Raw genomic sequence first — 22,122 nt, forward strand, 5'->3', positions numbered from 1 at the left:
TGCTCCACGCGCCCACTGCGTCCGCTGCTACCGGTCGCGCGCTTTCCCGTCGCAAGGATCGTCCGGCGCGACGTCGACGATCACGCTCGCCAGCGTCGGCATGTCGACCGGCTTGCACAGATACGCGTCGAAGCCGGCGGCCAGCACGCGGTGGCGGTCGGCCTTGCCGGCGTGCGCGGTGACCGCGACGACCGGCAAGTGTCCGCCGCCGCCCGGCAGATGCCGGATTCGGTCGAGCAGCCAGAAGCCGTCGCCGTCGGGCATCGCGAGATCCGACAACACGACGCTCGGCGGATGCCGTTCCACCGCGTCGAGCGCATCGTGCCCCGACTGTGCGGTCGATACCTGCGCGCCCATCGTTTCGAGTGCCGCGGCGAGGCTGGCGCGCGACGTCGCGTCGTCGTCGACCACGAGCACGCGCCGGCCGTCGAGCGCGGCCGCGGCCGGCCGGCCGGTCGTGCGCGCCGGTTGTGCGGCCGGATCGTCTGCGTCCCAGCCGGCCGGCAGCGTGACCGTCACGGTCGTCCCTTGTCCGGTGCCCGCACTCGTTGCGACGACGTCGCCGCCGTGCAGTTGCGCGATGTTGCGCACGATCGACAGGCCGAGCCCGAGGCCTCGTTTCGGCGACGCGAGCGAGCCTTCGGGCCGGTTGAACGTCTCGAACAGGTGCGGCAGGTATTCCGCCGCAATGCCTTGCCCCGTATCCGCGACCGACAGCAGCACGCGCTCGCCCGCTCGCGCCAGCGACACGGTGATGCGCCCGCCCGGCGGCGTGAACTTGATCGCGTTCGACAGCAGGTTCGACAGGATCTGGCGCACGCGCTCGCCGTCCGCCGAAATCACGCAGGTCGCCATCGTGTACTCCGTCGACAGCACGAGCCCGTTCGCCCGTGCCGTCGCGTCGAGTTCGCGCGCGGCGTCGCGCACGACCCGCACGAGATCGACCGGCACGTGTTCGAGGCGCAGCCGTCCCGTCGCGAGCGACGATGCGTCGAGCAGGTCGCCGACCATGTGCGACAGCGATCGCGCGCTGCGATCGATCGCATCGATCGCCTGTGGCGCGAAGCCCTGCCCGTCGACGTTGCGCAGCACCTCGACCCAGCCGTAGATCACGTTCACCGGAGTGCGCAGCTCGTGCGACACCGTAGCCAGCAGTTCGTCCTTCAGCCGGTTCGCCGAGTCGGCCTGCGCACGCGCGTCGCGCGCGCCGCGCAGCGAACGCAGATCGCGCCGCTCGTCGCGGCGGCGTTCGCGCGCTTCGCGCAGCGTCATCGACAGGCCCGTGCAGTTGCCCTGCGCATCGACGATCGGCGACGCGGCAAAGGTCGCACGAAAGCGGCCGCCGTCGCGGCGCACGCACAGCACGTCGAGCGGCCCGACAGGCGCATGCAGGTTCGTGAACGATGCGGGCACCGGATGCCGCCGCAACCAGCGCGGCGCGATCATCGAAGCGATGTCGCACCCGGTCGCCTGCGCCGCGTCGATCCCGAAGATTCGCCACGCGGCCGGATTCCAGCTGGTGATCCGCCGCGCGGCATCGACCCCGACGATCGCGTCGGGCGAAGCGTCGACCACACGGCGCAATTGGCTGTCGTCAGGCGCGCGCGCGGCGGGCGCGGGCTCGCGGTGCGGCGCGCGGGCATTGCCGTTGCCGTCGTCATCGATTTCGCGCAAGCGATGGTTCGCGAGCAATGGCTTCACGGCCATCACGAGCACGCACTCGACGAAGCCGATCGCGACGAACGTGCCGGCCTGCGCGAGCAACGCGGCCAGCTGCGCATCGCGCCACCACAGCATGCCGATCACGGCCACGCTTGCAACGGTCGCGGCAAGGCCGCCACCGAACGACGTCAGCCACGCGGCAGCCGCAACGGCCGCATAGAAAGGCAGCGGCGCAATTGGCGCGTGCTCGCCGGCGACGCGAATCGCCCACGCCTGCAGCGCGGACGCCAGCCCGACGGCCAGCACGACCCATGCACCCTGCCGTAACAGCTCACGGTTCAGGGTCCTCATTGCATCCTTGCATCGCGCCGGCTCCCGTCGCGCGGCATCGTGCCGCTTGTCGGCCATCCGGCATTGTCGTCGAGCGTGCCGAGCGAGCTTGGTGATATGAGCAAGCAACATGCCTGATGCGGGCCTGGGCACTGTCCGGACCGCGAATGATCGGACGGGACGTCATGCCGGCAGTCTGTTGACCTCAGCCGGTCCGGCACCGGCCGATGTCGCGGTCCGCCCGGGACGAATACGATCGCAACCGGCTTTTTCATCGGGTTTCTGTAAAAAAGCGCCGATGGACCGATCCACGGGTTCGCGGAAAGACCGATGGACGATTTCTTCCACTCATGCCGCGCGCATTGGAAATTCCTATTCAGCGGCACCTTCGCGGCCGTTTCGCTGTCGATGATAAATATTGCAATGAAGGAAACGCGTGATGCCGATTTTCAAAACTGCCCGCTAACGCCGATGGCTGAAACCGCAAACCGGTCGAAGCAGCGCGCTGACGGCCGCCGGCTGTCCGGCCGGTCCTCCGCGATGCGCACGCTGCTCGGCCGCATCGAGAAGATCGCACCGACCCGCGCTAGCGTGATGATTGCCGGCGAAAGCGGGGTCGGCAAGGATATCGTCGCGCGCCGGCTGCACGATCTCAGCGCGCAGCGGGACGGCCCGTTCGTGCCCGTGAACTGCGGCGCGATTCCGCCCGATATTGCCGAGTCGCAATTGTTCGGGCACGAGAAAGGCAGTTTTACCGGCGCGATCGCGCAGCGGGAAGGTTTTTTCGAAGCCGCACGCGGCGGCACGCTGCTGCTCGACGAGATCGCGGAAATGCCCGCGGCGCTGCAGGTGAAGCTGTTGCGGGCAATCGAGTCGAACACGATCGTGCGGGTGGGCGGCACCGAGCCGATTCCGCTCGACGTGCGGATCGTGTCGGCCACCCGCCACAATCCTGCCGATGCCGTGCGCGACGGCCGGCTGCGCGAGGACCTGTTCTACCGCCTCGCCGCGTTCGCACTGTACGTGCCGCCGCTGCGCCAGCGCGACGGCGACATCGAGACCATCGCGCTGGAATTCGTCGATACGCTGAACGCGCGGCACCGCTCGCACAAGCGGCTGACCGACGCGGCGATTGCGGCGCTGCGCGCGTATTCGTGGCCCGGCAACGTGCGCGAACTGCACAACACGCTCGAGCGCGCGTACATCCTGGCGGACGACGGCATCGACGTCGCGCTGCCGAAGCAGGCGATGCCGCCCGACCGCACGTCGGAGAGCGCAATGGCGCTACCGCTCGGCGCGACGCTGCACCACGCGCAGCAGCGCTTCATCGCGGCGACGCTGCGTCATTTCGACGGCAACAAGCCGCGCGCGGCGAAAGCGCTCGGGATCAGCCTGAAGACGCTCTACAACCGGCTCGCGCTGATGCGCGACCGAGGCAGCTCCTGAGCGGCATGGCCGCGCATCCGGCATGCCGCATCACGCGACCTTGAACTGCCCGACCGTCGTCGCCAGCGCGTTCGCCTGCGACTGCAGCGCGGTTGCGGCCGCCGTCGACTGTTCGACGAGCGCCGCGTTCTGCTGCACCATTTCGTCGAGTTGCGTGACCGCGCGATTCACTTCCTGGATGCCGCGCGTCTGCTCGTTCGCCGCGTGCGTGATCTCGGAAATGATCGTCGTCACGTTCGACACGTTGGACACGATCTCGCGCATCGTGTCGCCGGCCTGGCGCACCTGTCCGGCCCCGGCAGACACGCTCGCGACCGTCGATTCGACCAGCACCTTCACTTCGCGCGCGGCCTGTGCGCTGCGTTGCGCGAGGCTGCGCACTTCCTGCGCGACGACCGCGAAGCCGCGGCCCTGCTCGCCCGCGCGCGCCGCTTCGACGGCCGCATTCAGCGCGAGGATGTTGGTCTGGAATGCGATCCCGTCGATCACGCCGATGATGTCGCCGATCCGGCCCGACGCTTCCTCGATCTTCCCCATCGTCGCGACGACGTCCGACACGACCACGCCGCCGTGCGACGCGATCCGCGACGCGGCCGCCGCGCGTTCGTCGGCCTGGCCGGCGGCTGCCGCCGACTGGCCGACGGTGGCCGTGATTTCTTCCATCGAAGCGGCCGTTTCCTCGAGGCTCGCCGCCGCCGATTCGGTGCGCGACGACAGGTCCTGGTTGCCCGCCGCGATTTCGTTCGCAGCCGTGCGCACCGATTCGCTCGCGTCGCGGATCTGGCGCATGACGTCGTTCAGCTTGTCGATGAAGCTGTTGAACGAGCGCGCAATGTCGGCGACTTCGTCGCGGCCGTCGGCCGGCAGGCGCTGCGTCAGGTCGCCCGCGCCCGAGCCGATCGCTGCCATTGCCTGACGCACCAGCGACAGGCGGCGGAACGCGGTCGCAGTGATCGCGCCGATGATCAGCGACGCGACGCCGACGATCACGATCAGCGTGATCAGCGACGCGGTCAGCAGCGAGCGCATCCCGGCCGTCGCCTCGGTCTTGTCGAGCAGCACCAGCGCGTACCAGTCGGTGCCCGGCACGGGCCGCGCGCGCACCAGCTTCGTATCGCCGCCGACACCGACCTCGACGGGCGCGGTCGCGGCCGCGATCGACGCGGCGCTCGTCGCGCCGAGCTCGGGCGACACGTCGGCGACCGGCTTCAGCGTGAGCTTCGGGTCCGGGTGCGCGACGACGTGGCCGCTGCTGTCGATCAACATCCCGAAGCTCGCGGGCGTCGGGTGGATCGACTTCACGTTCGCGATCACGCTGTCCATTGCGACGTCCGCGGCGACCACGCCCTTCAGCGCGCCGTCGCGCAGGATCGGCACCGCGAACGTGACGACCAGGTTGCCGGTGCCGGCGTCGACGTAAGGCGGCGTGACGACCGGCTTGCCGGCCTGCGCGGCCTGCTTGTACCACGGTCGGCCGGTCGGATCGTAGTCGGGCGGGATGCCGGTCGGGTCGGAGAAGCGGAACGCCTTGTCCGCATAACCCGCGTAGACGTTCGTGAAGCCGCCGGCCGCGGCCATCTGCTTGAACACCGGCAGCGGATCGGGCGCCAGCGCGGCATCCTGCAGCGACGCGATCATCCGGCTCCGGGTGGCGACCCAGTCGGCGATCCCGACCACGTGGCCGCTCGCGACGGAGGTCAGGTTGCGGTCGATCGCGTCGTCGTTGTACGAGCGTGCGATGAAATAGTTGATCAGCGTGGTGGCGACGAGCGCGAATACGACGATGGCGACGCACGCGGCAAGGATGCGGGCGCGGATGGACGAGAACATGGCAACGACTCGGTAAGGGAGCGCAAACGCGCGGTGGACCTGTTCACCGGGTAAACGGCAATCGCGCCGCTTACTTGAGGCCGTTGTGACGATTCAGTGGAATGTACGACGAAAGATGCCGCCGGCTGTCGGTTGATTGTCAGGATGGCCGCGCCCGAAAGACGCCCCGCGCGCGGGTCACCGGTCGCGACGACGGTGCCGACAGCCTCGTGCGCGGAAATCCCCGGGCGTTTCGGGTTGGCCGGCTCGCCGTCGACTGCATGCGTGAAGGTCGAGCGGGATTTCGCCACGGCCCGGCGACGGATCGGGTAACGCCCGCGGCGTCAGCCGCCGCGAGCGCCCGTCATAGACGATGGCTTGGGCGCGGATCGGATTCAGTGGGCGGCGTATCGGCCCGTGTGTCGCTGTCGAGTTCGTCCTGCTGGCGCATCCGTTCGCGCAGGTGCCGGATCGCGAACACGTGGATGTAGTCGTGCACACGTGCGCCGGACGACAGCACGCGCACTTCGTCGTCGAGCATCGCGCGCAACTGATCTGCCCCGATCGCACGCTGTTGGGCGGCTTCCTTGAGTGAATCGAGCAAATTGTCCTTGGACATCGACGAACTCCTGACGGTCGAGGAACGAAAAGATGACAGTACTGGAAGTTTAGAGACTGGACGGCTGCGCGGCGTACGATGCGCCGGAGCGTATTTGCGCGCGATCAACGGCACGTTGCGTGCTGCCGTGCCGATCCGTGTCCGGACCGGCCGCGCCTGGTTCGCGGCGCAAACTGCCCGCGAACGAAACTGGAAGCCCTGCCACGCCACCCCGGGGCGCGGCACCGGTCGACGGGCTGACGATGGAACGCCGTGCGACGCCGATGCAGTTTGGGGAACTTAGACCGGCCGAAATCATGCGTCAAGCGACGTCTGCGGCACCCCGCTCATTCGTCGGAACGAACGCGCCGGATCACGACAGATAGGACCGCACCGGCCGATCGGCCGCCACGCGTGTCAGCGGATTCCGATACGCACCGCGCAATGCCTGACAGCGACTTCAGCGCACGCTGCTTGGCAGCGCGTTGTCGCCGCCCGATACTGATGGCATGAACAAAGCGTTCATACCCGGTCATCGCCCAGCCGGCCATCGAGCCGGCATGCGGGGTCCGGCGCAGGAGACCAACCATGACACATCGCAACTTCGCAGGCCGGGACGGCCAGCGGCACGCGCCGGGCAACGCGCGCGCCCTGCCCGCCCGGGACGGGTCGGCCGGCATCCGTCCGGCCGACGATCTCGACACCTTGCTCGCGCTCGCACGCGAAGCCGGGCTGCTCGTCACGCTCGACGGGCAGATCGGCCGCGAAAAGTACCAGAGCGTCGCGGGGTCGGTACTCGCGCTGCAACGGTTCGCCGCGGCACTCTGCGCGCGGGCCGCGGACGACGCGCCGGCTGCTTCGGAGCCGCGCCGCAAGGCGCGCCCCGGCTGGCCGCATGCGAACCGGCAGCGCAACCGCACGTGCGGCGTGTGCGCACCGCTGCATGTCGTGCGCCGACGCCCGCATGTACGCCGCGGCGCCGGCCGCCGGCACACTCTGCGGTCGACTCTTCGCACCCTCTGAGCGCATACGCAGCAGGCACGGCACGGGGCCGTGCGATGGCCTGGCGCGACAGAAACTTATACAGGCCTGCAGCGTGCCGTGCATGTACGGCGATGCCATGCTTGCCGCGAGCATCCGCCGGCCCACATCGACTGCGCGCCGTTACGTGCGATGACGTGCCGTTCCACGCGGCAGCATTCACGACAATTCCTGCGGGGAAAAGAAATCTGACGGGGCCGGCAACGCGGAAAGCGGACGGGGTGACTCGCACCCCGCCCGTCCTCCAAGGCAGCGGTCGGCTGCCTACCCTCGTGCCAGAGAGTTCCTGGTCGGACGATGCGCCATGCAATACGAGGCGCGGCTCCTGAAAAGGATGGGGCGGCGACAACGCGCCGTCGATCGATGCCCGCGTTCATGCGCGACTGCCATTACATTTGCACGAGAAACCGGCCGCGTCGGCGTATGCCTCGCAAGTATCTCACGCGATGCGCACGACGTTTCTGACGCAGGTCAACCGAAACCCGCTTCGTGCGCGACACCGTGCCAGTCACTCCGCGCCCCGCACGAGCAAGACAGGCACTTGCGCGAGGTGCGCAACGCGGCGCGCGACGCTGCCGATCAGCCAGGCGGCGATGCCGCGCCGGCCGTGCGTGCCGACCACCAGCAGTTCCGCACGCCAGTGCACGGCGTCGCGCATCAGCGCATGGGCCACGTCGTCGCTGGTCGGACGCGTTTCGACGATACCGCGCTTGGTCGGGTTGCCGGTCGCATGAAACAGCGGACCGACCTTCGCGAGTGCATCCTCGCCCTCCGCGCGGTACGCGTCCTCGAGCGCGCGCACCGGCACGATATCCGTCAGACGAACCGCGCGATCGATCACGTACGCCGCATACAGCAACGTCGTCGGCGCCGCGAAGCCGAGCCCGACGCGCACCGCGTGCAGCGACGGTTCGCTGCCGTCGACCGCGAACATCAGCCGCTGCAGCGTGCCGTCCGACGGACGTGCATAGCCGGCCGGCACGATCAGCAGCGCGCAGCGCGCGCGTGTCGTCAGCGTGTCCGACATCGCGCCTTCGACGAGCCGCAGCAACCCGTGATGCGGATTCGCGCCGACCACGAGCACGTCTGCGCGCCACGCCAGCGTGTCGTTCACCAGCGCATCGGCGACCGTGCCGCCCGTGACCGACGTATCGACGACGACCTGCTCGACCTCGATGCCGCTGTCGTCGAACAGCGCCGCGATCCGCGCGTTGGTGGCTTGCGCCTCGCGGATCATCTCCTCGCGCGCCGACGTCAGCAGCGCGTCGATGCGCGGGATGTCGGGCAATACGAGGCGCGGGTTGTCGATCGTGCAGACGATGCGCAATCGCATGCCGGGGCGCAGCAGCGTGCGCGCGTAGCGCGCGGCGGCCAGCGATTCGGGCGTCGGATCGACGGCCAGCGCGATTCGCGCGAGCGTCGGGATGGACTGGGCAGGCTGCATGACGAAGGGCTCCGTGAGTGTGCGTCGTCGCGGAACGACGACGGGAGCTTCGCGCGGAAGCGGCGTGCAGCGGCCGGGCGGCCGAACGGCTGGCGCGGTCGCGGGGATCGCCGGGTGACCGCGCGAAGCGCGGACAAGCAATGCGTTCAGCATAGGCCGTCCGACCCACGCACGCATGATCGCGATCAACGATCGCGCAGCCCATGCCCGTACCGCTTACGACTTCGTCGGCCCCGATGCCGCCGGACGGTTCGCGTAGAACAGCGCATACGCGATGCCGAGCAGCACGATCCACACCGGCCCGATCACGAGCGCGACGCGTGTGTCGGGCGTGAACGCCATCAGCACGACGACCAGCGCGCGAAACCCGAGCGCGATGTACGAACCCAGTGGATAGAACGGCACGCGGATCGGCAGGCGCGCGATCTTGACCGCACGACAGCGTGCGGCGAAAGCGCTTCTGCGCGATCAGGATCACGCACCAGGCCCGGATCGCGCCTTTCATGGAATACGCCCGTGCGGCCCGTGCGACGCGGCTGAGGGGGTGACGGGCAGCAACGGGATCAATCGCTTTCGGCGCGAACGAACGCGCGTCGAATGTGCGAGATCACGCGCACGCAATATGCAGGCGGGATTGTATGGATGATTGGAGGTTTCACGCCAACCGGTTTTCGCAAAAATCTCAATGCGCGAAACCGGTAGCGATATTCGAATGCGCGCGGCGCCGCGCGCGCATTTATTTGGACAGTGTCGCGCGCACCGTATATTCGCCTTTGAGCGCGCCGTGTTCCGGGCGTACGAAATAACGCGACGAATCGAGATCGGCCGGCAGCGGCTCGACCGGATAGCCGTGCTTCTCCCACGCATCTAGGCCGCCCTTCAGCGCCCGGATGTTGTGGATCATCTTCTTGCGCTGCATCTTCGCGATCAGGCGCTTCGCGGTCGCCTCGTTCGGGCACACGCAATAGACGACGATCGGCCGTTTCAGCATTTCCGGGTCGAGCAGGTCCGGCGAATCGAGATCGACCGGCACCGCGCCGGCGATCCGGTACGGTTCGCGCTCGCGAATCGCTTTCGGCCGCGCGTCGAAGATCAGCGGCGGCTCGTCCGACGTCATCATCTCGACGAGCTGCGGCGGCGAGATGCGCACCTGCGCGAGATAGCGGCGAAACTGCACGCGGCGCACCCAGCGGTACAGCAGGAACGTGATGAAGATCGCGAGGAACGCGTCGAGGATCGTGCCGCCGCTCGCGCGCACCCACAGCACGAACTGGACGATCTGGTCGTGAATGGCCGCGCCGCCGACGAGCCAGAACGCGGCCCACAGCGACGCGCCGGCCAGATCCCAGAACAGGAACACGCCGACGCCGATCGCGGTCGTGCCGAGCAGCGGCGCCGACACGAGGCCGAGGCCCGGCAGGAATTTGGACAGTACGAGCAGCGGCGCGCCGTATCGTTCGAATACGTTACGCGCGAAGCGCAGCGTCGTGTCGAGCGACAGCGAGAAACGCACGAGGCCGTTCAGCAGGCGCCGGCCGCGCGTGCGGCCCATGAAGAACCACAGCGAATCGGCGAGCATCGTCGCGCCGATCGCCGCCGCGAACATGCTGGCCCAGGACGCCTGCCCCATCGCCGCCATCGTGCCGCCGAGAATCAGCATCGGCACGGCCGGCACCGGCACGCCGAGCTGCGTGATCAACACGCTCGCGAACACGGCCCACGGGCCGAGCGACGATGGAATTGCAATGGGAAAGTGCCACACGGCGGCGCTCCTGGAAGACATGCGGGCCGCGCGACGGGGGCCGTCGGACCGGCTGCGCAACGGCCGCCGCGGCACGTCCGCAGCAGACCTTGTGCATCACGGGCATTCTAAACGGGTTTGGCCGGGATCGCGCGGAACACACGCCGTCGGCACAGGCTTCGGGCCGATGGTTGCACCACGTGTGACGATCACGCGTCCGGCCGCTGCGCGAGCCTTGCGACGTGCTCCGCGTAGTCGGGAAACGCGGCAGCCAGCGCGGCTGCATCGGCCAGCTCGAATTCCGCGAACTCGAACCCCGGTGCAACCGTGCAGCCGACCAGCGCGACGTGCTCCGGCGACGCGCAGCGCGCGCCGAACCAGCGCCCGGCCGGCACGACCGTCTGGAACACGGTGCCCGGATGCGTGAGCGGGTTGCCGAGCCGGTGGATCGCCAGCCCGTCGCGCTCGTCGAGCACCCACACTTCGAGCGGATCGCCGGCGTAGAAATGCCAGACCTCGTCGGAACGGATCCGGTGCCACGACGAATAGGCGCCGTCGCACAGCAGGTAGTAGATCGCGGTCGATGCGGCGCGCGGTGCGCCGTCGGCCGGACGCACGACCGAATCGGCAGCACGATAGGTTTCGCGGAAATAGCCGCCCTCGGGGTGCGGCTGCAGGTCGAACTGGCGGATCAGGTCGGTGGCGGAAATCGGCATGGCGGATGACGTCGGTAACGTGAGGAACCGGCATCCGGCTACGGCCCGGTTCGTCGCGGATGCGACCGGGTGCCGCCGGATACCGCTGCGTCGATCGCCGCGGCCATGCGCGCGGCGAAGAAGCGGACACGGTCGATGCTGCCAGAACTGCGGGTCGGGATGCAACCCGCGGGCATGGAATGGCGGGCATGCGCGCACATCCGGGGCGCCCTCGTCCGGACGACGCATGCGTCGAACGCGACAGGCGCACTCACGCGCGCTGCGCAGATCAGCGCGGCGCACGTTCCATCAGGCAGACATCCGGCAAAGGCGCACGGCAGTCTCCTGCCCGCAACCGCTGATGCGTCAGCAACGCACCGCACGCATCACGCCGCCGGCGCACCCGGCGCACCCGGCTCGCTGTGCCGCACCAGCAGCACGGGCCGGTCGGCCGTGCGCAGCAGCGATTCCGCGACGCTGCCGAGCAGCAGCCGGCGCAGCCCGTGCCGCCCGCTGGTGCCCATCACGATCAGGTCGGCGTCGGTTTCGGCCGCCGTGCGCATCAGCACCGTGGCGACATCCTCGCCGTACGCGTCGAGCGCGCGCACGGTGCCCGGCACGTGCTGCTGAGCGAGCTCGGCTTTCGCAGCGTCGAGCACCGGCGTCGCGGCAGCGGTGGCAGCCGCATCGTCGTCGCGCTCGGCCGCGAAGCCCGCGTCGACGTCGACGAGCTGCGGCCGATGCTCGACGACATACGCGCAGGTGACCTCGCCGCCGGACGCCGCCGCGATCCTGATCGCCTCGCTCAGCGCGAGACGCGCGCTCGGGCCGCCGTCGAGCCCGACGAAAATCCGCTTGTACATGGTCCGTCCCTCCGACCGGGCACGCGTCGCGCGTTGTACGACGACGGCCCGTTACCGCAAGCCAACCCGGTGCCGGCTTGCCTGCCGAACAGTCTGCCCCACGTGCCGACGCGCTCGTTGACGCGCGTCAAGCGCGGCCGGCGCGCCCGCTGCTCCACGCCGTTTGCCGCATTTTCAGCTGCCCCTATTACATAAAACGTGTAAAACGCGCACAATTTCATCTTCAAAATAGACGCTGTACGCAGCGGGTGCGAGTTTTGCCCGGTTTTGCCGCGCCGTCCGAGTGCTGCGGGCCGCCCCGACAACAGAATGGCCATCGAATGACCGCCAGTGGAACCCCAACGCGTGATTCCCGAGGGCCCGCGCGCCTCCAGAGCATGTTACGCCAGCCGCTCGCGGCTGGCATCGTCGCGCTGTGCGCCGGCGCGGTGCTGTCGCTCGGCGTCGCGCTGCTGGTGCGCGAGCAGTGGCAAGGCGCCGTCCGTACGCGCTTCGAGCGCCGCACGACGCACGTGACCGCGATGCTGCGCCACGAGCTGCAGTCCGGCGTCGCCGTGCTCGAAGGCGCGCGCGGCGCATTCAGCCTCGTCCCGGAAATGACGCCCGAACAATGGCGCCGGTATGCGGAAACGCTCGATCTCGACAGCGGCCGCTCGCCGGTCCGGCAGATCGGCTATGTGCCGCTGCCGCCCGCGACACGCAGCGCCCTCGCCGGCTCGAAACCGATGCCGGGCGGCGCGCTCGCGGCCGCGGCGCTCAGCGCGCCCCCGTCGAGTTCGCCCGTCGTGCGCTTCGGCGCGTCCGACGCGGCGCCGCTGGCGCGCGCGCTGCAGACCGGCGACATCGCGCTCGGCGTCCACCCGGCCGACGACGATACGTCCCGCGACGCGCGCACCCTCACACTGTTCCTGCCCGTGAGCACCTCGCCGCATGCGGCCGCCACGCCGTCCGGCACGCGCGAAGCCGGCGCCGACGGGATGCTGTTCGCAGCACTGAGCCCGCGGCGCCTGATCGAGCGCGCACTCGACGCGGAACGCGGGATCGACCTGTGGATGACCGCCGGCGGCGATCCGCGCGCGATCGTCAGCGCCGAAACGACGACCGACGAGGCATCGGTTTCGCCCGACCTGCTGCGGCGCACCGACGTGCTGAATTTCGGCGGCACCGTGCTGACGCTCGCCTATTCCGCTGACGGCCGCCCGAGCGCAACCGGCGCGCAGCGCGCGGCCGGCACCGTGCTTGCCGCCGGACTGATCGCGTCGTTCGCGTTCGCGGCGCTCGTCCATGCGCTGATGCGCGGCCGGTCCGGCGCCACGGCCGATTCCGGCGCAAGCAGCCGCGGCATCCTCAACGAGGCGCGGATGATGGGCATTATCCGTTCGTCGATGGAAGCGATCATCACGATCGACGAAAAGCAGACGGTCGTGATCTTCAATCCGATGGCCGAGCAGGTGTTCGGCGTGTCCGCGATGGAGGCGATCGGCGCGCCGCTGTCGCGCTTCATCCCCGAGCGGTTCCGCGCCGCGCACGCGAGGCATGTCGACCAGTTCGGCGTGACGGGCGTCTCCGAACGGCAGATGGGCCGCCAGCGCGTGCTGTTCGGGCTGCGCGCCAGCGGCGAGGAATTTCCGATCGAGGCGTCGATCTCGCAGATTCGCGACGCGTCGGGCAAGCTCTATACGGTGATGCTGCGCGACATCACCGAGCGGCTGCGCGCCGAGAATGCGCTGAAGCAATCGCGCGAGGAATTGCGCGAACTGTCGGCGAACCTGCAGAACGTGCGTGAAGAAGAAAAGACGCGCATCGCGCGCGAGCTGCACGACGACCTCGGCCAGCAGCTCACCGCGCTGAAGATGGACCTGTCGGTGGTCGAGCAGCAGTTGCGCGTACCCGGCCGCGCGCAGCCGGACGAAGGCATGCTGTCGCACCTGCAGGGCATGCGGCGGCTGATCGACGCGACGGTCGCGTCGGTGCGGCGCATCGCGGCCGACCTGCGGCCGGTGATGCTCGACGACCTCGGCCTCGTGCCCGCGATCGAATGGCTCGCGAACGATTTCACGAACCGCTACGGGATCGATGTCGAGCGTCACATCGAAACGGGCGGCCTTACGTTCACCAGCGCGGGTGCGACCACACTGTTCCGCATCGTCCAGGAAGCGCTGACGAACGTCGCGCGCCATGCGGATGCGACGCGCGTCGCGCTGCGGCTCGACATCGAGGCCGGCTTATGCGTGCTGCGCGTCGCGGACAACGGCCGCGGCGCGGCGCCCGGCGGCACGGTCCACGAGGACAAATCGTTCGGCCTGATCGGCATTCGCGAACGCGCGCACATGCTCGGTGGTACCGTGACGATCGATACCGCGCTCGCGCGCGGTTTCTCGATTACCGTCGCGTTACCGCTCAGTACCGTTCAACAGGAAACCCTCATCACATGATCAAGGTGCTCATCGCCGACGACCATACGCTCGTACGCGACGGTCTGCGGCACATCCTCCAGAACGCCAGCGGATTCGAGGTGGCTGGCGAAGCCTGTGACGGCCCGTCGACGATCGCGCTCGTGCGCTCGACGCCTGCGCAGGTGCTCGTGCTCGACCTGTCGATGCCGGGTCGCAACGGCGTCGAACTGATCAAGCAGATCAAGGACGAGAAGCCCGCGCTGCGCGTGCTCGTGCTGACGATGCACGCGGAGCAGCAATATGCTGTGCGCGCATTCCGCGCGGGTGCGTCAGGCTATCTGACGAAGGAAAGCGCGAGCGCCGAGCTGGTGGGCGCGGTCACGAAAGTGGCATCGGGCGGCGTCTACGTGAGCCTCGCGATGGCCGAGCAGTTCGCGCAGAGCCTGAACGAGCCGGCCGAGACGCTGCCGCACCAGCGGCTGTCCGATCGCGAATTCGACGTGTTCCGGCGGATCGCCGCCGGCCAGACGCTGACCGAGATCGCGCACGCGCTGTGCGTGAGCGCGAAGACGGTCAGCACCTACAAGACGCGGATCCTGGAAAAGATGCAGATGCCGCACGAAGCGGCTCTGGTGCGTTACGCGATGCGGCACAAGCTGCTCGACGAAACGGACGACGTGTAACGGACGACGTGTAGCAGCGGATGGCGGGTTTGACCGGCCGCGCGGCATGCGGCCGGTAACGGTGCGTGATTTTTACCTGGCGGGCACCGGGCACGCGAGATCGCCTTCCTCGCAGGACAGATAGGCCTTCAGCGTTTCCGTACGCGCTTTCGTCAGATCGTCGAGGCAGGTCGATACGACCATCGGATACACACTGCCGCCCTCGGCGTTCGCGCTGGAGAAACCGCATTCGGCGTCGCGGTATGCGATCCACGCGCGCTGCGCATTCACCAGTTTGTCGGCAAGCGGCCGTGCATCGCGCAGGCGCGCGGTGACGGCCTGGTAGGTCCGGTTCAAATCCCCGTCGGATTTCTTGTACGCGCGATCGGCACATGCCGTCATCGTCGCCTGATCCGTTGCGTCCGCACAATTCGCCTGTGCATGGGCGACGTTCGCCGCCAGTGCCAGCGAGCACAGCAGACCGGTCAAGACACGCATGGATGCTCCTTGTTGTTCGTTGAAGTCGTGGAAGCCGGTGCGGAGCCTGACGCCCCTGCCGCGCCTCGGCGCGCGGCGACACCGTCCGCGATGCTAGCGCACGCGCGTCCGCTTGTCAGCCGGCATCATGCTCGCGCGTCGGCTTGCATATCAGCCACGCGCACCTGCACTGAAAAAATTGATACGCCGCTTCAGGCCAGCGCTATCGCGTCCATCCCTTCCCGCTTCCGCGCATTTCGCGTTCGTGCCGCAGAGCGGGCATGACGGAAGGCACGCGCACCACGCTCGCCCCGGCTCATTCGTGCATGCAGAAACGAAAAACCCGTACACGGATACCGTGCACGGGTTTCGGGGGAACCGCAAATCGGGCGCCGTTGCCGGCGCCGGCCGGCTTAGTGGCCGAAGTACACCGACGAACGATCGGCGGCGGCCGGCACGACCACGCGTTGGCCCGACTGCGACGTCGCAGCGGCGTTCGCGCCGTAGCCCGTTGCGTCAGCCTGCGCGCCGGTGTTCTGCGCGGCGGCGATCTTTGCCTGTGCGGCCTGGATGTTTTCCGGATAGTTCACCCAGTCGTTCGGGTTGTAGCCGGCCTTTTCGAGCTGGACCAGCTCGGCGCGCACTTGTGCGCGCGTCAGCGGCTGCTGGTTCGATTGGGCGAACGAGACGACCGGTGCGGCCACCAGGGCGGCCAGTGCAACTGCCTTGATCAGCGATTTCATGATGCGTTACCTCCGGGATTGTTTTGTCAGGCGCTTCGGACTCGGGGTCGTTGCGCATGAGTAGAAGTCTAGGAGGCGCGACTATCAGGGTAAATACTTAAATCGCAAATTCACTGTTGACGGAAACCGTACAATTTCGCCGGAATATCCTCAATCATCATACGATTATCGGCATTCATGCGCCGAATGCTGCGATACGGCATCTGGCGCGCGCTACCCGCGCGTCAGCGCGATTGGTCGATGTCCGCCGACGCCATCAGCCTGTCGAACAGCAGTGCCTTGAGGCGGACCAGGTCGTCGGCGCCGGTCTCGCCGAACGCCGCGTGATGCAGCGTCAGTGCCGGCGCCGCCGGATCGGCATGCACGGCCCGCACCGTGCCGTCGAGCGCCAGCTGCTCGACGCGGCCGCCCGCCGCATACGGCAGCAGCACGCGCAGCGGCTCTCCGATTGCGGCGATCGTCCGGTCGACCGCGATCGACAGCCCGCTCAAGCTGATGTCGTGCACCATTCCGATGCCTTCCGCCCCGTCGGCTCCCCCCGTGCAGCAGGCCGCGATCCGCGCAGGCACGCGCGGCTCTGCGCGCGTACGCAGCCGGTCGACGAAACCGGGTGGCGACAGGATCATGAACGGCGCGGCGCCCGACACCTGCACCGACTCGACCGTCGCGCCGAAACGGGACACCGCCGCCCGGCCGATCGCTACCGCTTCGATGTCGTCGCCGCGCGCGAAGTCGAACACTGCCGCCGGCTGCGGCTCGACGAACAGCGCGCCCGACGCGGCGACGCCGATCAGCCGGAAGCGCTGCAGCGCGCGTGTCGTGCCGACCCGGCGGCGGATACCGATCGCGGCGCCGGCCGACAGCCCCATGCGCGTGGCGGGCGGCACCGCGCCAAGCTCGTGCGGCTCGGCATCGGCGTCATCGCGCACGCGCACACGCACGGGCCGGAAATGGTCGAACAGGAAAGCATGCTGCGCGGCATCGCCCAGTGTCGTGCCGGCCGGCAGCAGCGCGGCGCCGTCCACATCGTAGAGATCGAAACCGAGCGGAACGCCAACGGAGAGGTCGTCGCGTGCTAGCGCGACGTAGTCGGTGGGAAGTCGCATCGGAGAAGCGCGGAACAACCGCGCGAGCTGTCGTGACAACATGATTACGGCAGCGTCGCGCGAAATCTGAACGGCTTCGTTACTGCGAGGCGCCCGTCGCGTCGGGAGCGACCGGCGCGGGCGGCTGGGTCGGCGTGGCAGAAGGTGCGACGGCCGGCGCCGCACCGATGCCCGCGCCGCCGTCGCTCGTCGTACTTGCGCCCACTGCCGGCGGCTGCGCTGTCTGCGGCTGCGATGCGCCCGACGACAACGCGGCGGCCGATGCGGCCACTTCGGACGCTGGCATCCATTCCTCGACGATGCCGCCGGACGCCGCTTCGGGCGCCGATGCCGCCGACGCGCCCGATGCCGCGCCTTCGTCGGCCTCCGATGGAGGCTCCGTGCGCTGCGTCCTGACTGGCGCGGGCGCCTTCGTCGGCTCGGGCCTGAACCACGTGTCGAACAGATCCGTCGCACGCTCGCGCAGCGACGCGAACCAGCCGGGCGACGGCTCCGTATCGAATTTCGCCTTCGTGTCGACGATCCGGGCGCGCTGCGCGCGCTGGAAGAAATCGCCGACGATCGGCAGCGCACTGTGCGCGCCCTGCCCCCAGTAATCGCTGCGCAGCGTCACGCGGCCGTCGTCGAACCCGACCCACGCACCGGCGACGAGGCCCGGCTGCATCAGGATGAACCAGCCGTCCGCGTTGTCCTGCGTCGTGCCCGTCTTGCCGGCTACATCGCCGCGAACGCCAAAGCGCGTGCGGATGCTGCCGCCCGTGCCGCGCGTCACGACATCGCGCATCACGTCGAGCAGCGTCTTGTCGGTTTCGGCGTCGAGCGCGCGCTCGGGCGGCGCCGGCGCGTACTCGGCGAGCACGTCGCCCTGGCGGTTCTCGATGCGCGTCACCATTTGCGGTTCGACATACAGCCCGCCGTTCGCGATCGTCGCGTACGACGCGACCATCTCCTTCAGCGTGACCGGGCTCGTGCCGAGCGCGAGCGACGGCACGCGTTCGAGCGGGCTTTCGCGCACGCCCATGTCGCGCGCGAGCCGTGCGACCGCCGTGGGCCCGACCTTCTCCATCACCTGCGCGGTGATCCGGTTGCGCGACAGCGCGACCGCGTCGCGCAGCGTCATCGGTTTGCCCGTAGGCGGCACGTCGTCGTTCGGCCGCCAGATCTCGCCGCCCTTCAGCGGGATCTCGACCGGCTGGTCGATGAACGTGTCGTCCGGCTTCATCCCGCCCGCGAACGCGGCGCCATAGACGAACGGCTTGAACGTCGAGCCCGGCTGGCGCCGTGCCTGCGCGACGTGATCGAACGGCTCGTTGGTGAAGTCGCGGCTGCCGACCCATGCGCGGATCTGCCCGTCGCGCGGATCGATCGCGAGGAAGCCGGCCTGCACGTCGGTCTTCGTCTTGCAGAGCGCACGCATGAAGCCGCGGTCGGCCGCGAGCATCTTCATCGCGGCCGCGTCGTCCTTGCCCGCGTCCTGCGCGGCCTTGTACTCGGGCGACTCGCGCATGAAGGTGCGGAACACCTCGTTGTCGGTGCCGCAGCCGTCGCGGCCGCTCCACGCGTTGTTCGCGATGCCCTGCAACTGGTTGCCCTGCAGCGTGAGCGCCTGCGTCGCCATCTGCTGCAGCCGCGAGTCGATCGTCGTGCGCACGATCAATCCGTCCGAGTAGATGTTGTAGTCGTTGCGGTCGGCCCACGCGATCAGCCATTTGCGCAACTGCTGCGCGAAATGCGGCGCCGGCCCCGGCGGCTCCTTCTGGCGCTCGAAATCGATGCGCAGCGGCCGGCGCTGCAACTGTGCGAACTGCGCCGCCGACAGCTTGCCGTACTTCACCATCTGGCCGAGCACCGTGTTGCGCCGCTGCAGCGCACGCTCGGGATTCAGCACCGGGTTGTAATAGCTGTTGCCCTTCAGCATCCCGACGAGCGTCGCGCTGTCGAGCACGTCGAGCTCGTCGGCCGACTTGTCGAAATAGGTACGCGCGGCCATCTCGACGCCGTACGCGTTGTACAGGAACGGCACCGTGTTCAGGTAGGTTTCGAGGATCTGGTCCTTGCTGTAGACGGCCTCGATCTTCAGCGCGGTGATCGCCTCCTTGATCTTGCGCGTAAGCGTCGGCGCGCGGCCGATCTCGTCCGGATACAGGTTGCGTGCGAGCTGCTGCGTGATCGTCGAGCCGCCCTGGCGGCTGCCCGAGAACGTGTGGAGCGCGGCCGACGCGGTGCGTTTCCAGTCGAGGCCGTGATGCTCGTAGAAGCGATGATCCTCGGTCGCGATCAGCGCGTCGACCATGTGCGGCGAGATCTGCTTGAGCGGCACCCACTCGCGGTTCGACGGCTTGAATTCGGCCAGCAGCTTGCCGTCGGCGGACAGCACCTGCGCCGGTTGGTCGACGCGCGCCTTGCGGATGTCGCCGATGCCCGGCGTGAACGGGATCAGCGCGATCACGTACAGCACGAACAGCACCGGCACGGCGGCGGCCGTGAGCAGTACGCCGCGGCGCGTGGGACGACGGAGGTGCTGCCATGCGGCGGCGGCGAGAGGCTTGACCCTCGCGACGGCGGCAGCCGCGACGGGTTGGGCGCGCGCGACCCAGCTGGCACAGAAGTCACGCACTGACGACACGTTTCGGCGATTCACGCGGGTGGAGCTCGGCTGAAAAGGGTGCATCGTACCAAAACTCGCGCGGCCCGCCGGCCGTGGCGGCCTTGCGCCGGCGCGCACCGCACGGCTTCGCGACCGGCTGCACGCAAAAAAGGCGCGTGCTCCCGCAACGGGAACGACGCGCCAGGCCTGGTACGACAACCGGGCAGCCGCGCGACGGCGGCCGATCTGCGCCGCGACTCAGCGCACGAGAAAACCGTAGGTCAGAGGATCGCGTTCGTCGACGATCCAGTTCGCGAAACCGCAGATATACGCGCTGCCTTCCACTTCCGGGATCACGGCCGGGATGTCGCCGACCGTCGTCTCGCGCAGCACGCGCCCCTTGAAGATGGTGCCGACGATCGATTCGTTGACGAGCGTGTCGCCGGCCGCGAGCAGCCCGCGCTGGTACAACTGCGCGACGCGCCCGCCGGTGCCGGAACCGGTCGGCGAGCGGTCGACCTCGCGATCCGCGAACACGCAGCAGTTCGCCTGCGTCGAACCCGGATGGCGCGGCGCGTTCGCGATGATCGTGCCGTAGATATGGTTGATTTCCGGAATCTCCGGATGCACGACCGGGTACTTCGCATTCGCGGCAGCCTTCACTTCCGCGCCGAAGCGAATCAGCTTTTCCACCGCCGCCTCGCGCACCGGCAGGTCGAACGGTGCGCCGTCGACGTAGAAGTAGAACGCGCCGCCATACGCGATGTCGCCGGTCACGGTGCCGAACGACGGCGTATCGACCGACACGTCGCGCCGCCAGATGAACGACGGCACGTTGACGAAGCGCACGGGCCCCGCATGCTCGCCGTCCCACTTGACGAAGGCCTCGATGAAGCCGCACGGCGCGTCGATGCCGACCCGCGTTTCCGGCACCGTGCGCTGCACCCAGCCGAGTTCGACCGCGGCGGTCGACAGCGCGATCACGCCGTGCCCGCAATGGTCGCTGTAGCCTTCGTTGTGCACGAAGATCACGCCGAAATCGGCGTTCGGCGACACGGGCTCGGTCAGATAGCCGCCGTACATGTCGGCGTGGCCGCGCGGTTCGAACATCAGCGCGCGGCGGATCTCGTCGGCGTTCTCCTTGAGCCATGCGCGGCGCTGGACGATCGTGTCGCCAGGCAGGCGCGGCAGCCCGCTCGTGACGATGCGGAACGCTTCGCCGCCCGTATGGACTTCGACGGTGGAAAGGGATCGGGAAATTTTCATGGTCGATCGAATGCGTTGAAACGAAGGACGGCGGCCGGGCCGCCGTCCGATGGCAGGCTGGCCGGTTATTTCGCGTACGGCTCGGGCAGGCCGTTGCGGATCACGTAGACGGACGTGGGCGCGCCCTTCAGGTCGCCGTTCGCGTCGAACGAATAGGTGCCCGCGACGCCCGCATAGTTCGACTTCGCGAGCTGCGCGATCAGCTTCGCCTTGTCGGTGGTCGTGCCGGCCTTGACCATCGCGTCGGCGAGCAGCTTCACGCCGTCGTAGTAGTTGACGCCGTAGACCTGCGTATCCATGTGATAGGCGTCGTGGTACTTCTTCAGGAATTCGCGCCCGGCCGGCGTCTTCTCGAGCGCGACGCCGCCCTGCGCGCAGTAGACGATCGCTGCCGCATCGCCCGCCACCTTGCCCATGTCGGCCGAGCAGATGCCGTCGCCGCCGAGCAGCTTCGCGCGCAGCCCGCGCTGCTTCATCTGCTTGGCCATCGGCGCGCCCTGCGCCGCATAGCCGCCGAAGAAGATCACGTCGGGGTTGCCGGCCTTGATCTTGGTGAGGATGCCGAGGAAATCGGTGGCCGACGAACTCGTGTATTCCTGGTCGACGATCCTGATCCCGTTCGCCTTCGCGACGTTCATGAACTGCTCGGCGACGCCCTGCCCGTATGCGGTGCGATCGTCGACGACGGCCGCGGTTTTCGCGTTCAGCGTCTTCGCGGCGAACGTGGCCATCGTGCCGCCGAGCTGCTCGTCGCTCGCGCCGATCCGGAAGATGTTCTTGAAGCCCTGCCGTGTGAGCGCCGGATTCGACGCAACCGGCAGGATCGGCACGCCCGCATTCGAATACACGCGCGATGCCGGGATCGCGACGCCCGAGTTGTACGGCCCGAGCACCGCGACGACGCCCTTGTCGACGAGGTTCTGCGCGACCTGCACGCCGGCCTTCGGGTCGGCCTGGTCGTCGTCGGACACCAGCTTGAACGTGACGGCCTTGCCGGCCACCTTCACGCCGGCCTTGTTGAGTTCGTCGACGGCAAGGCGCGCGCCGTTTTCGTTGTCCTTGCCGTTCGCGGCCTGCGGGCCCGTCAATGGCGCCGAATGGCCGATCATCACGACTTCCTGCGCGTGCGCGGAAGTCAGCGCGCCGGCGGCAATAGCCACCGACAGCGCGGTAACGAGGTGTCGCATGATGTCTCCTGATTGGTTTTGTGTGAAACCAATGTAGGACACGCGTGGTCACATCGCAAGCAATTTAAA

General features: G+C 68.4%; 17 protein-coding genes and 1 pseudogene. 4 read left to right on the forward strand and 14 right to left on the reverse strand.

The window, feature by feature from the left end:
* Positions 1–27: 27 nt before the first annotated feature.
* Positions 28–2,013 (reverse strand): ATP-binding protein, encoded by a 1,986-nt coding sequence (locus DM992_RS18375; protein ID WP_111020282.1) that lies wholly within the window; start codon positions 2,011–2,013, stop codon positions 28–30.
* 387 nt (positions 2,014–2,400) lie between these two features.
* Here DM992_RS18375 and DM992_RS18380 point away from each other — a divergent pair, with 387 nt between their 5' ends.
* Positions 2,401–3,438: a sigma-54 dependent transcriptional regulator gene (locus tag DM992_RS18380; protein WP_111020283.1), complete on the forward strand. Its 1,038-nt coding sequence runs from the start codon at positions 2,401–2,403 to the stop codon at positions 3,436–3,438.
* Positions 3,439–3,468: 30 nt separating this feature from the next.
* Here the strand turns inward: DM992_RS18380 and DM992_RS18385 are convergent, their stop codons facing one another.
* Positions 3,469–5,268 (reverse strand): methyl-accepting chemotaxis protein, encoded by a 1,800-nt coding sequence (locus DM992_RS18385; RefSeq protein ID WP_111018068.1) that lies wholly within the window; start codon positions 5,266–5,268, stop codon positions 3,469–3,471.
* Between the two features lie 343 nt (positions 5,269–5,611).
* On the reverse strand, positions 5,612–5,866 hold the full coding sequence (locus tag DM992_RS18390; RefSeq protein ID WP_111018069.1) for a DUF3562 domain-containing protein: 255 nt from the start codon (positions 5,864–5,866) through the stop codon (positions 5,612–5,614).
* Positions 5,867–6,433: 567 nt separating this feature from the next.
* Here DM992_RS18390 and DM992_RS18395 point away from each other — a divergent pair.
* Positions 6,434–6,868 (forward strand): hypothetical protein, encoded by a 435-nt coding sequence (locus DM992_RS18395; RefSeq protein WP_111018070.1) that lies wholly within the window; start codon positions 6,434–6,436, stop codon positions 6,866–6,868.
* Between the two features lie 526 nt (positions 6,869–7,394).
* Here the strand turns inward: DM992_RS18395 and DM992_RS18400 are convergent.
* From DM992_RS18400 to DM992_RS18420, 5 genes and pseudogenes are all read right to left on the reverse strand, one after another.
* The gene (locus DM992_RS18400) at positions 7,395–8,330 is read right to left on the reverse strand and encodes a universal stress protein (RefSeq protein WP_111018071.1); all 936 of its coding nucleotides are present in this window, start codon (positions 8,328–8,330) and stop codon (positions 7,395–7,397) included.
* A gap of 216 nt (positions 8,331–8,546) precedes the next feature.
* A pseudogene (locus DM992_RS18405) lies at positions 8,547–8,829 on the reverse strand (amino acid permease); the annotation flags it as partial.
* A 237-nt stretch (positions 8,830–9,066) separates the two neighbouring features.
* Complete coding sequence (locus tag DM992_RS18410) at positions 9,067–10,092, reverse strand: DedA family protein/thiosulfate sulfurtransferase GlpE (protein ID WP_111018072.1); 1,026 nt, start codon at positions 10,090–10,092, stop codon at positions 9,067–9,069.
* 188 nt (positions 10,093–10,280) lie between these two features.
* A complete protein-coding gene (locus tag DM992_RS18415) occupies positions 10,281–10,787 on the reverse strand; it encodes a cupin domain-containing protein (protein ID WP_111018073.1) in 507 nt (168 codons plus the stop codon).
* A gap of 365 nt (positions 10,788–11,152) precedes the next feature.
* A complete protein-coding gene (locus DM992_RS18420; RefSeq protein ID WP_111018074.1) occupies positions 11,153–11,629 on the reverse strand; it encodes a universal stress protein in 477 nt (158 codons plus the stop codon).
* A 320-nt stretch (positions 11,630–11,949) separates the two neighbouring features.
* Here DM992_RS18420 and DM992_RS18425 point away from each other — a divergent pair, with 320 nt between their 5' ends.
* Both DM992_RS18425 and DM992_RS18430 read left to right on the forward strand, forming a co-directional pair.
* Positions 11,950–14,064, forward strand: coding sequence for a PAS domain S-box protein (locus DM992_RS18425; protein WP_111018075.1), 2,115 nt, complete (start codon positions 11,950–11,952; stop codon positions 14,062–14,064).
* Complete coding sequence (locus tag DM992_RS18430) at positions 14,061–14,708, forward strand: response regulator transcription factor (RefSeq protein WP_034179559.1); 648 nt, start codon at positions 14,061–14,063, stop codon at positions 14,706–14,708. Before DM992_RS18425 ends, DM992_RS18430 begins: the two co-directional genes overlap by 4 nt.
* Positions 14,709–14,780: 72 nt before the next feature.
* On the opposite strand, the gene DM992_RS18435 is transcribed toward DM992_RS18430, so the two are convergent.
* The 6 genes from DM992_RS18435 to DM992_RS18460 form a co-directional block, all read right to left on the reverse strand.
* Positions 14,781–15,185 (reverse strand): lysozyme inhibitor LprI family protein, encoded by a 405-nt coding sequence (locus DM992_RS18435; protein WP_034179560.1) that lies wholly within the window; start codon positions 15,183–15,185, stop codon positions 14,781–14,783.
* A gap of 392 nt (positions 15,186–15,577) precedes the next feature.
* Positions 15,578–15,907 (reverse strand): DUF4148 domain-containing protein, encoded by a 330-nt coding sequence (locus tag DM992_RS18440; RefSeq protein WP_034179562.1) that lies wholly within the window; start codon positions 15,905–15,907, stop codon positions 15,578–15,580.
* A 224-nt stretch (positions 15,908–16,131) separates the two neighbouring features.
* The gene (locus DM992_RS18445) at positions 16,132–17,013 is read right to left on the reverse strand and encodes a PilZ domain-containing protein (protein WP_111018076.1); all 882 of its coding nucleotides are present in this window, start codon (positions 17,011–17,013) and stop codon (positions 16,132–16,134) included.
* A gap of 79 nt (positions 17,014–17,092) precedes the next feature.
* Positions 17,093–19,684 (reverse strand): transglycosylase domain-containing protein, encoded by a 2,592-nt coding sequence (locus DM992_RS18450; protein WP_111018077.1) that lies wholly within the window; start codon positions 19,682–19,684, stop codon positions 17,093–17,095.
* Positions 19,685–19,858: 174 nt separating this feature from the next.
* Positions 19,859–20,866 carry a trans-3-hydroxy-L-proline dehydratase gene (gene lhpH / locus DM992_RS18455; protein WP_111018078.1) on the reverse strand — a complete coding sequence of 336 codons (1,008 nt, stop codon included), beginning with the start codon at positions 20,864–20,866 and terminating at the stop codon, positions 19,859–19,861.
* 65 nt (positions 20,867–20,931) lie between these two features.
* Positions 20,932–22,053, reverse strand: a complete 1,122-nt coding sequence (locus DM992_RS18460) for a branched-chain amino acid ABC transporter substrate-binding protein (protein WP_111018079.1) — start codon at positions 22,051–22,053, stop codon at positions 20,932–20,934.
* Between the last annotated feature and the right edge of the window lie 69 nt (positions 22,054–22,122).

It is taken from the genome of Burkholderia sp. JP2-270 (genome assembly GCF_003233675.1).
In the GTDB taxonomy this organism is placed as follows: Bacteria; Pseudomonadota; Gammaproteobacteria; order Burkholderiales; family Burkholderiaceae; genus Burkholderia; species Burkholderia pyrrocinia_C.

Bases quoted from the DNA above. Each gene is read 5' to 3' on its own strand.
- DM992_RS18395 (WP_111018070.1), top strand. From the start codon at position 6,434: ATGACACATCGCAACTTCGCAGGCCGGGACGGCCAGCGGCACGCGCCG.
- DM992_RS18435 (WP_034179560.1), bottom strand. From the start codon at position 15,185: ATGCGTGTCTTGACCGGTCTGCTGTGCTCGCTGGCACTGGCGGCGAAC.
- DM992_RS18460 (WP_111018079.1), bottom strand. From the start codon at position 22,053: ATGCGACACCTCGTTACCGCGCTGTCGGTGGCTATTGCCGCCGGCGCG.
- DM992_RS18450 (WP_111018077.1), bottom strand. From the start codon at position 19,684: ATGCACCCTTTTCAGCCGAGCTCCACCCGCGTGAATCGCCGAAACGTG.
- DM992_RS18375 (WP_111020282.1), bottom strand. From the start codon at position 2,013: ATGAGGACCCTGAACCGTGAGCTGTTACGGCAGGGTGCATGGGTCGTG.
- DM992_RS18385 (WP_111018068.1), bottom strand. From the start codon at position 5,268: ATGTTCTCGTCCATCCGCGCCCGCATCCTTGCCGCGTGCGTCGCCATC.
- lhpH (WP_111018078.1), bottom strand. From the start codon at position 20,866: ATGAAAATTTCCCGATCCCTTTCCACCGTCGAAGTCCATACGGGCGGC.
- DM992_RS18445 (WP_111018076.1), bottom strand. From the start codon at position 17,013: ATGCGACTTCCCACCGACTACGTCGCGCTAGCACGCGACGACCTCTCC.
- DM992_RS18440 (WP_034179562.1), bottom strand. From the start codon at position 15,907: ATGAAATCGCTGATCAAGGCAGTTGCACTGGCCGCCCTGGTGGCCGCA.
- DM992_RS18380 (WP_111020283.1), top strand. From the start codon at position 2,401: ATGATAAATATTGCAATGAAGGAAACGCGTGATGCCGATTTTCAAAAC.
- DM992_RS18400 (WP_111018071.1), bottom strand. From the start codon at position 8,330: ATGCAGCCTGCCCAGTCCATCCCGACGCTCGCGCGAATCGCGCTGGCC.
- DM992_RS18415 (WP_111018073.1), bottom strand. From the start codon at position 10,787: ATGCCGATTTCCGCCACCGACCTGATCCGCCAGTTCGACCTGCAGCCG.
- DM992_RS18425 (WP_111018075.1), top strand. From the start codon at position 11,950: ATGACCGCCAGTGGAACCCCAACGCGTGATTCCCGAGGGCCCGCGCGC.
- DM992_RS18390 (WP_111018069.1), bottom strand. From the start codon at position 5,866: ATGTCCAAGGACAATTTGCTCGATTCACTCAAGGAAGCCGCCCAACAG.
- DM992_RS18420 (WP_111018074.1), bottom strand. From the start codon at position 11,629: ATGTACAAGCGGATTTTCGTCGGGCTCGACGGCGGCCCGAGCGCGCGT.
- DM992_RS18430 (WP_034179559.1), top strand. From the start codon at position 14,061: ATGATCAAGGTGCTCATCGCCGACGACCATACGCTCGTACGCGACGGT.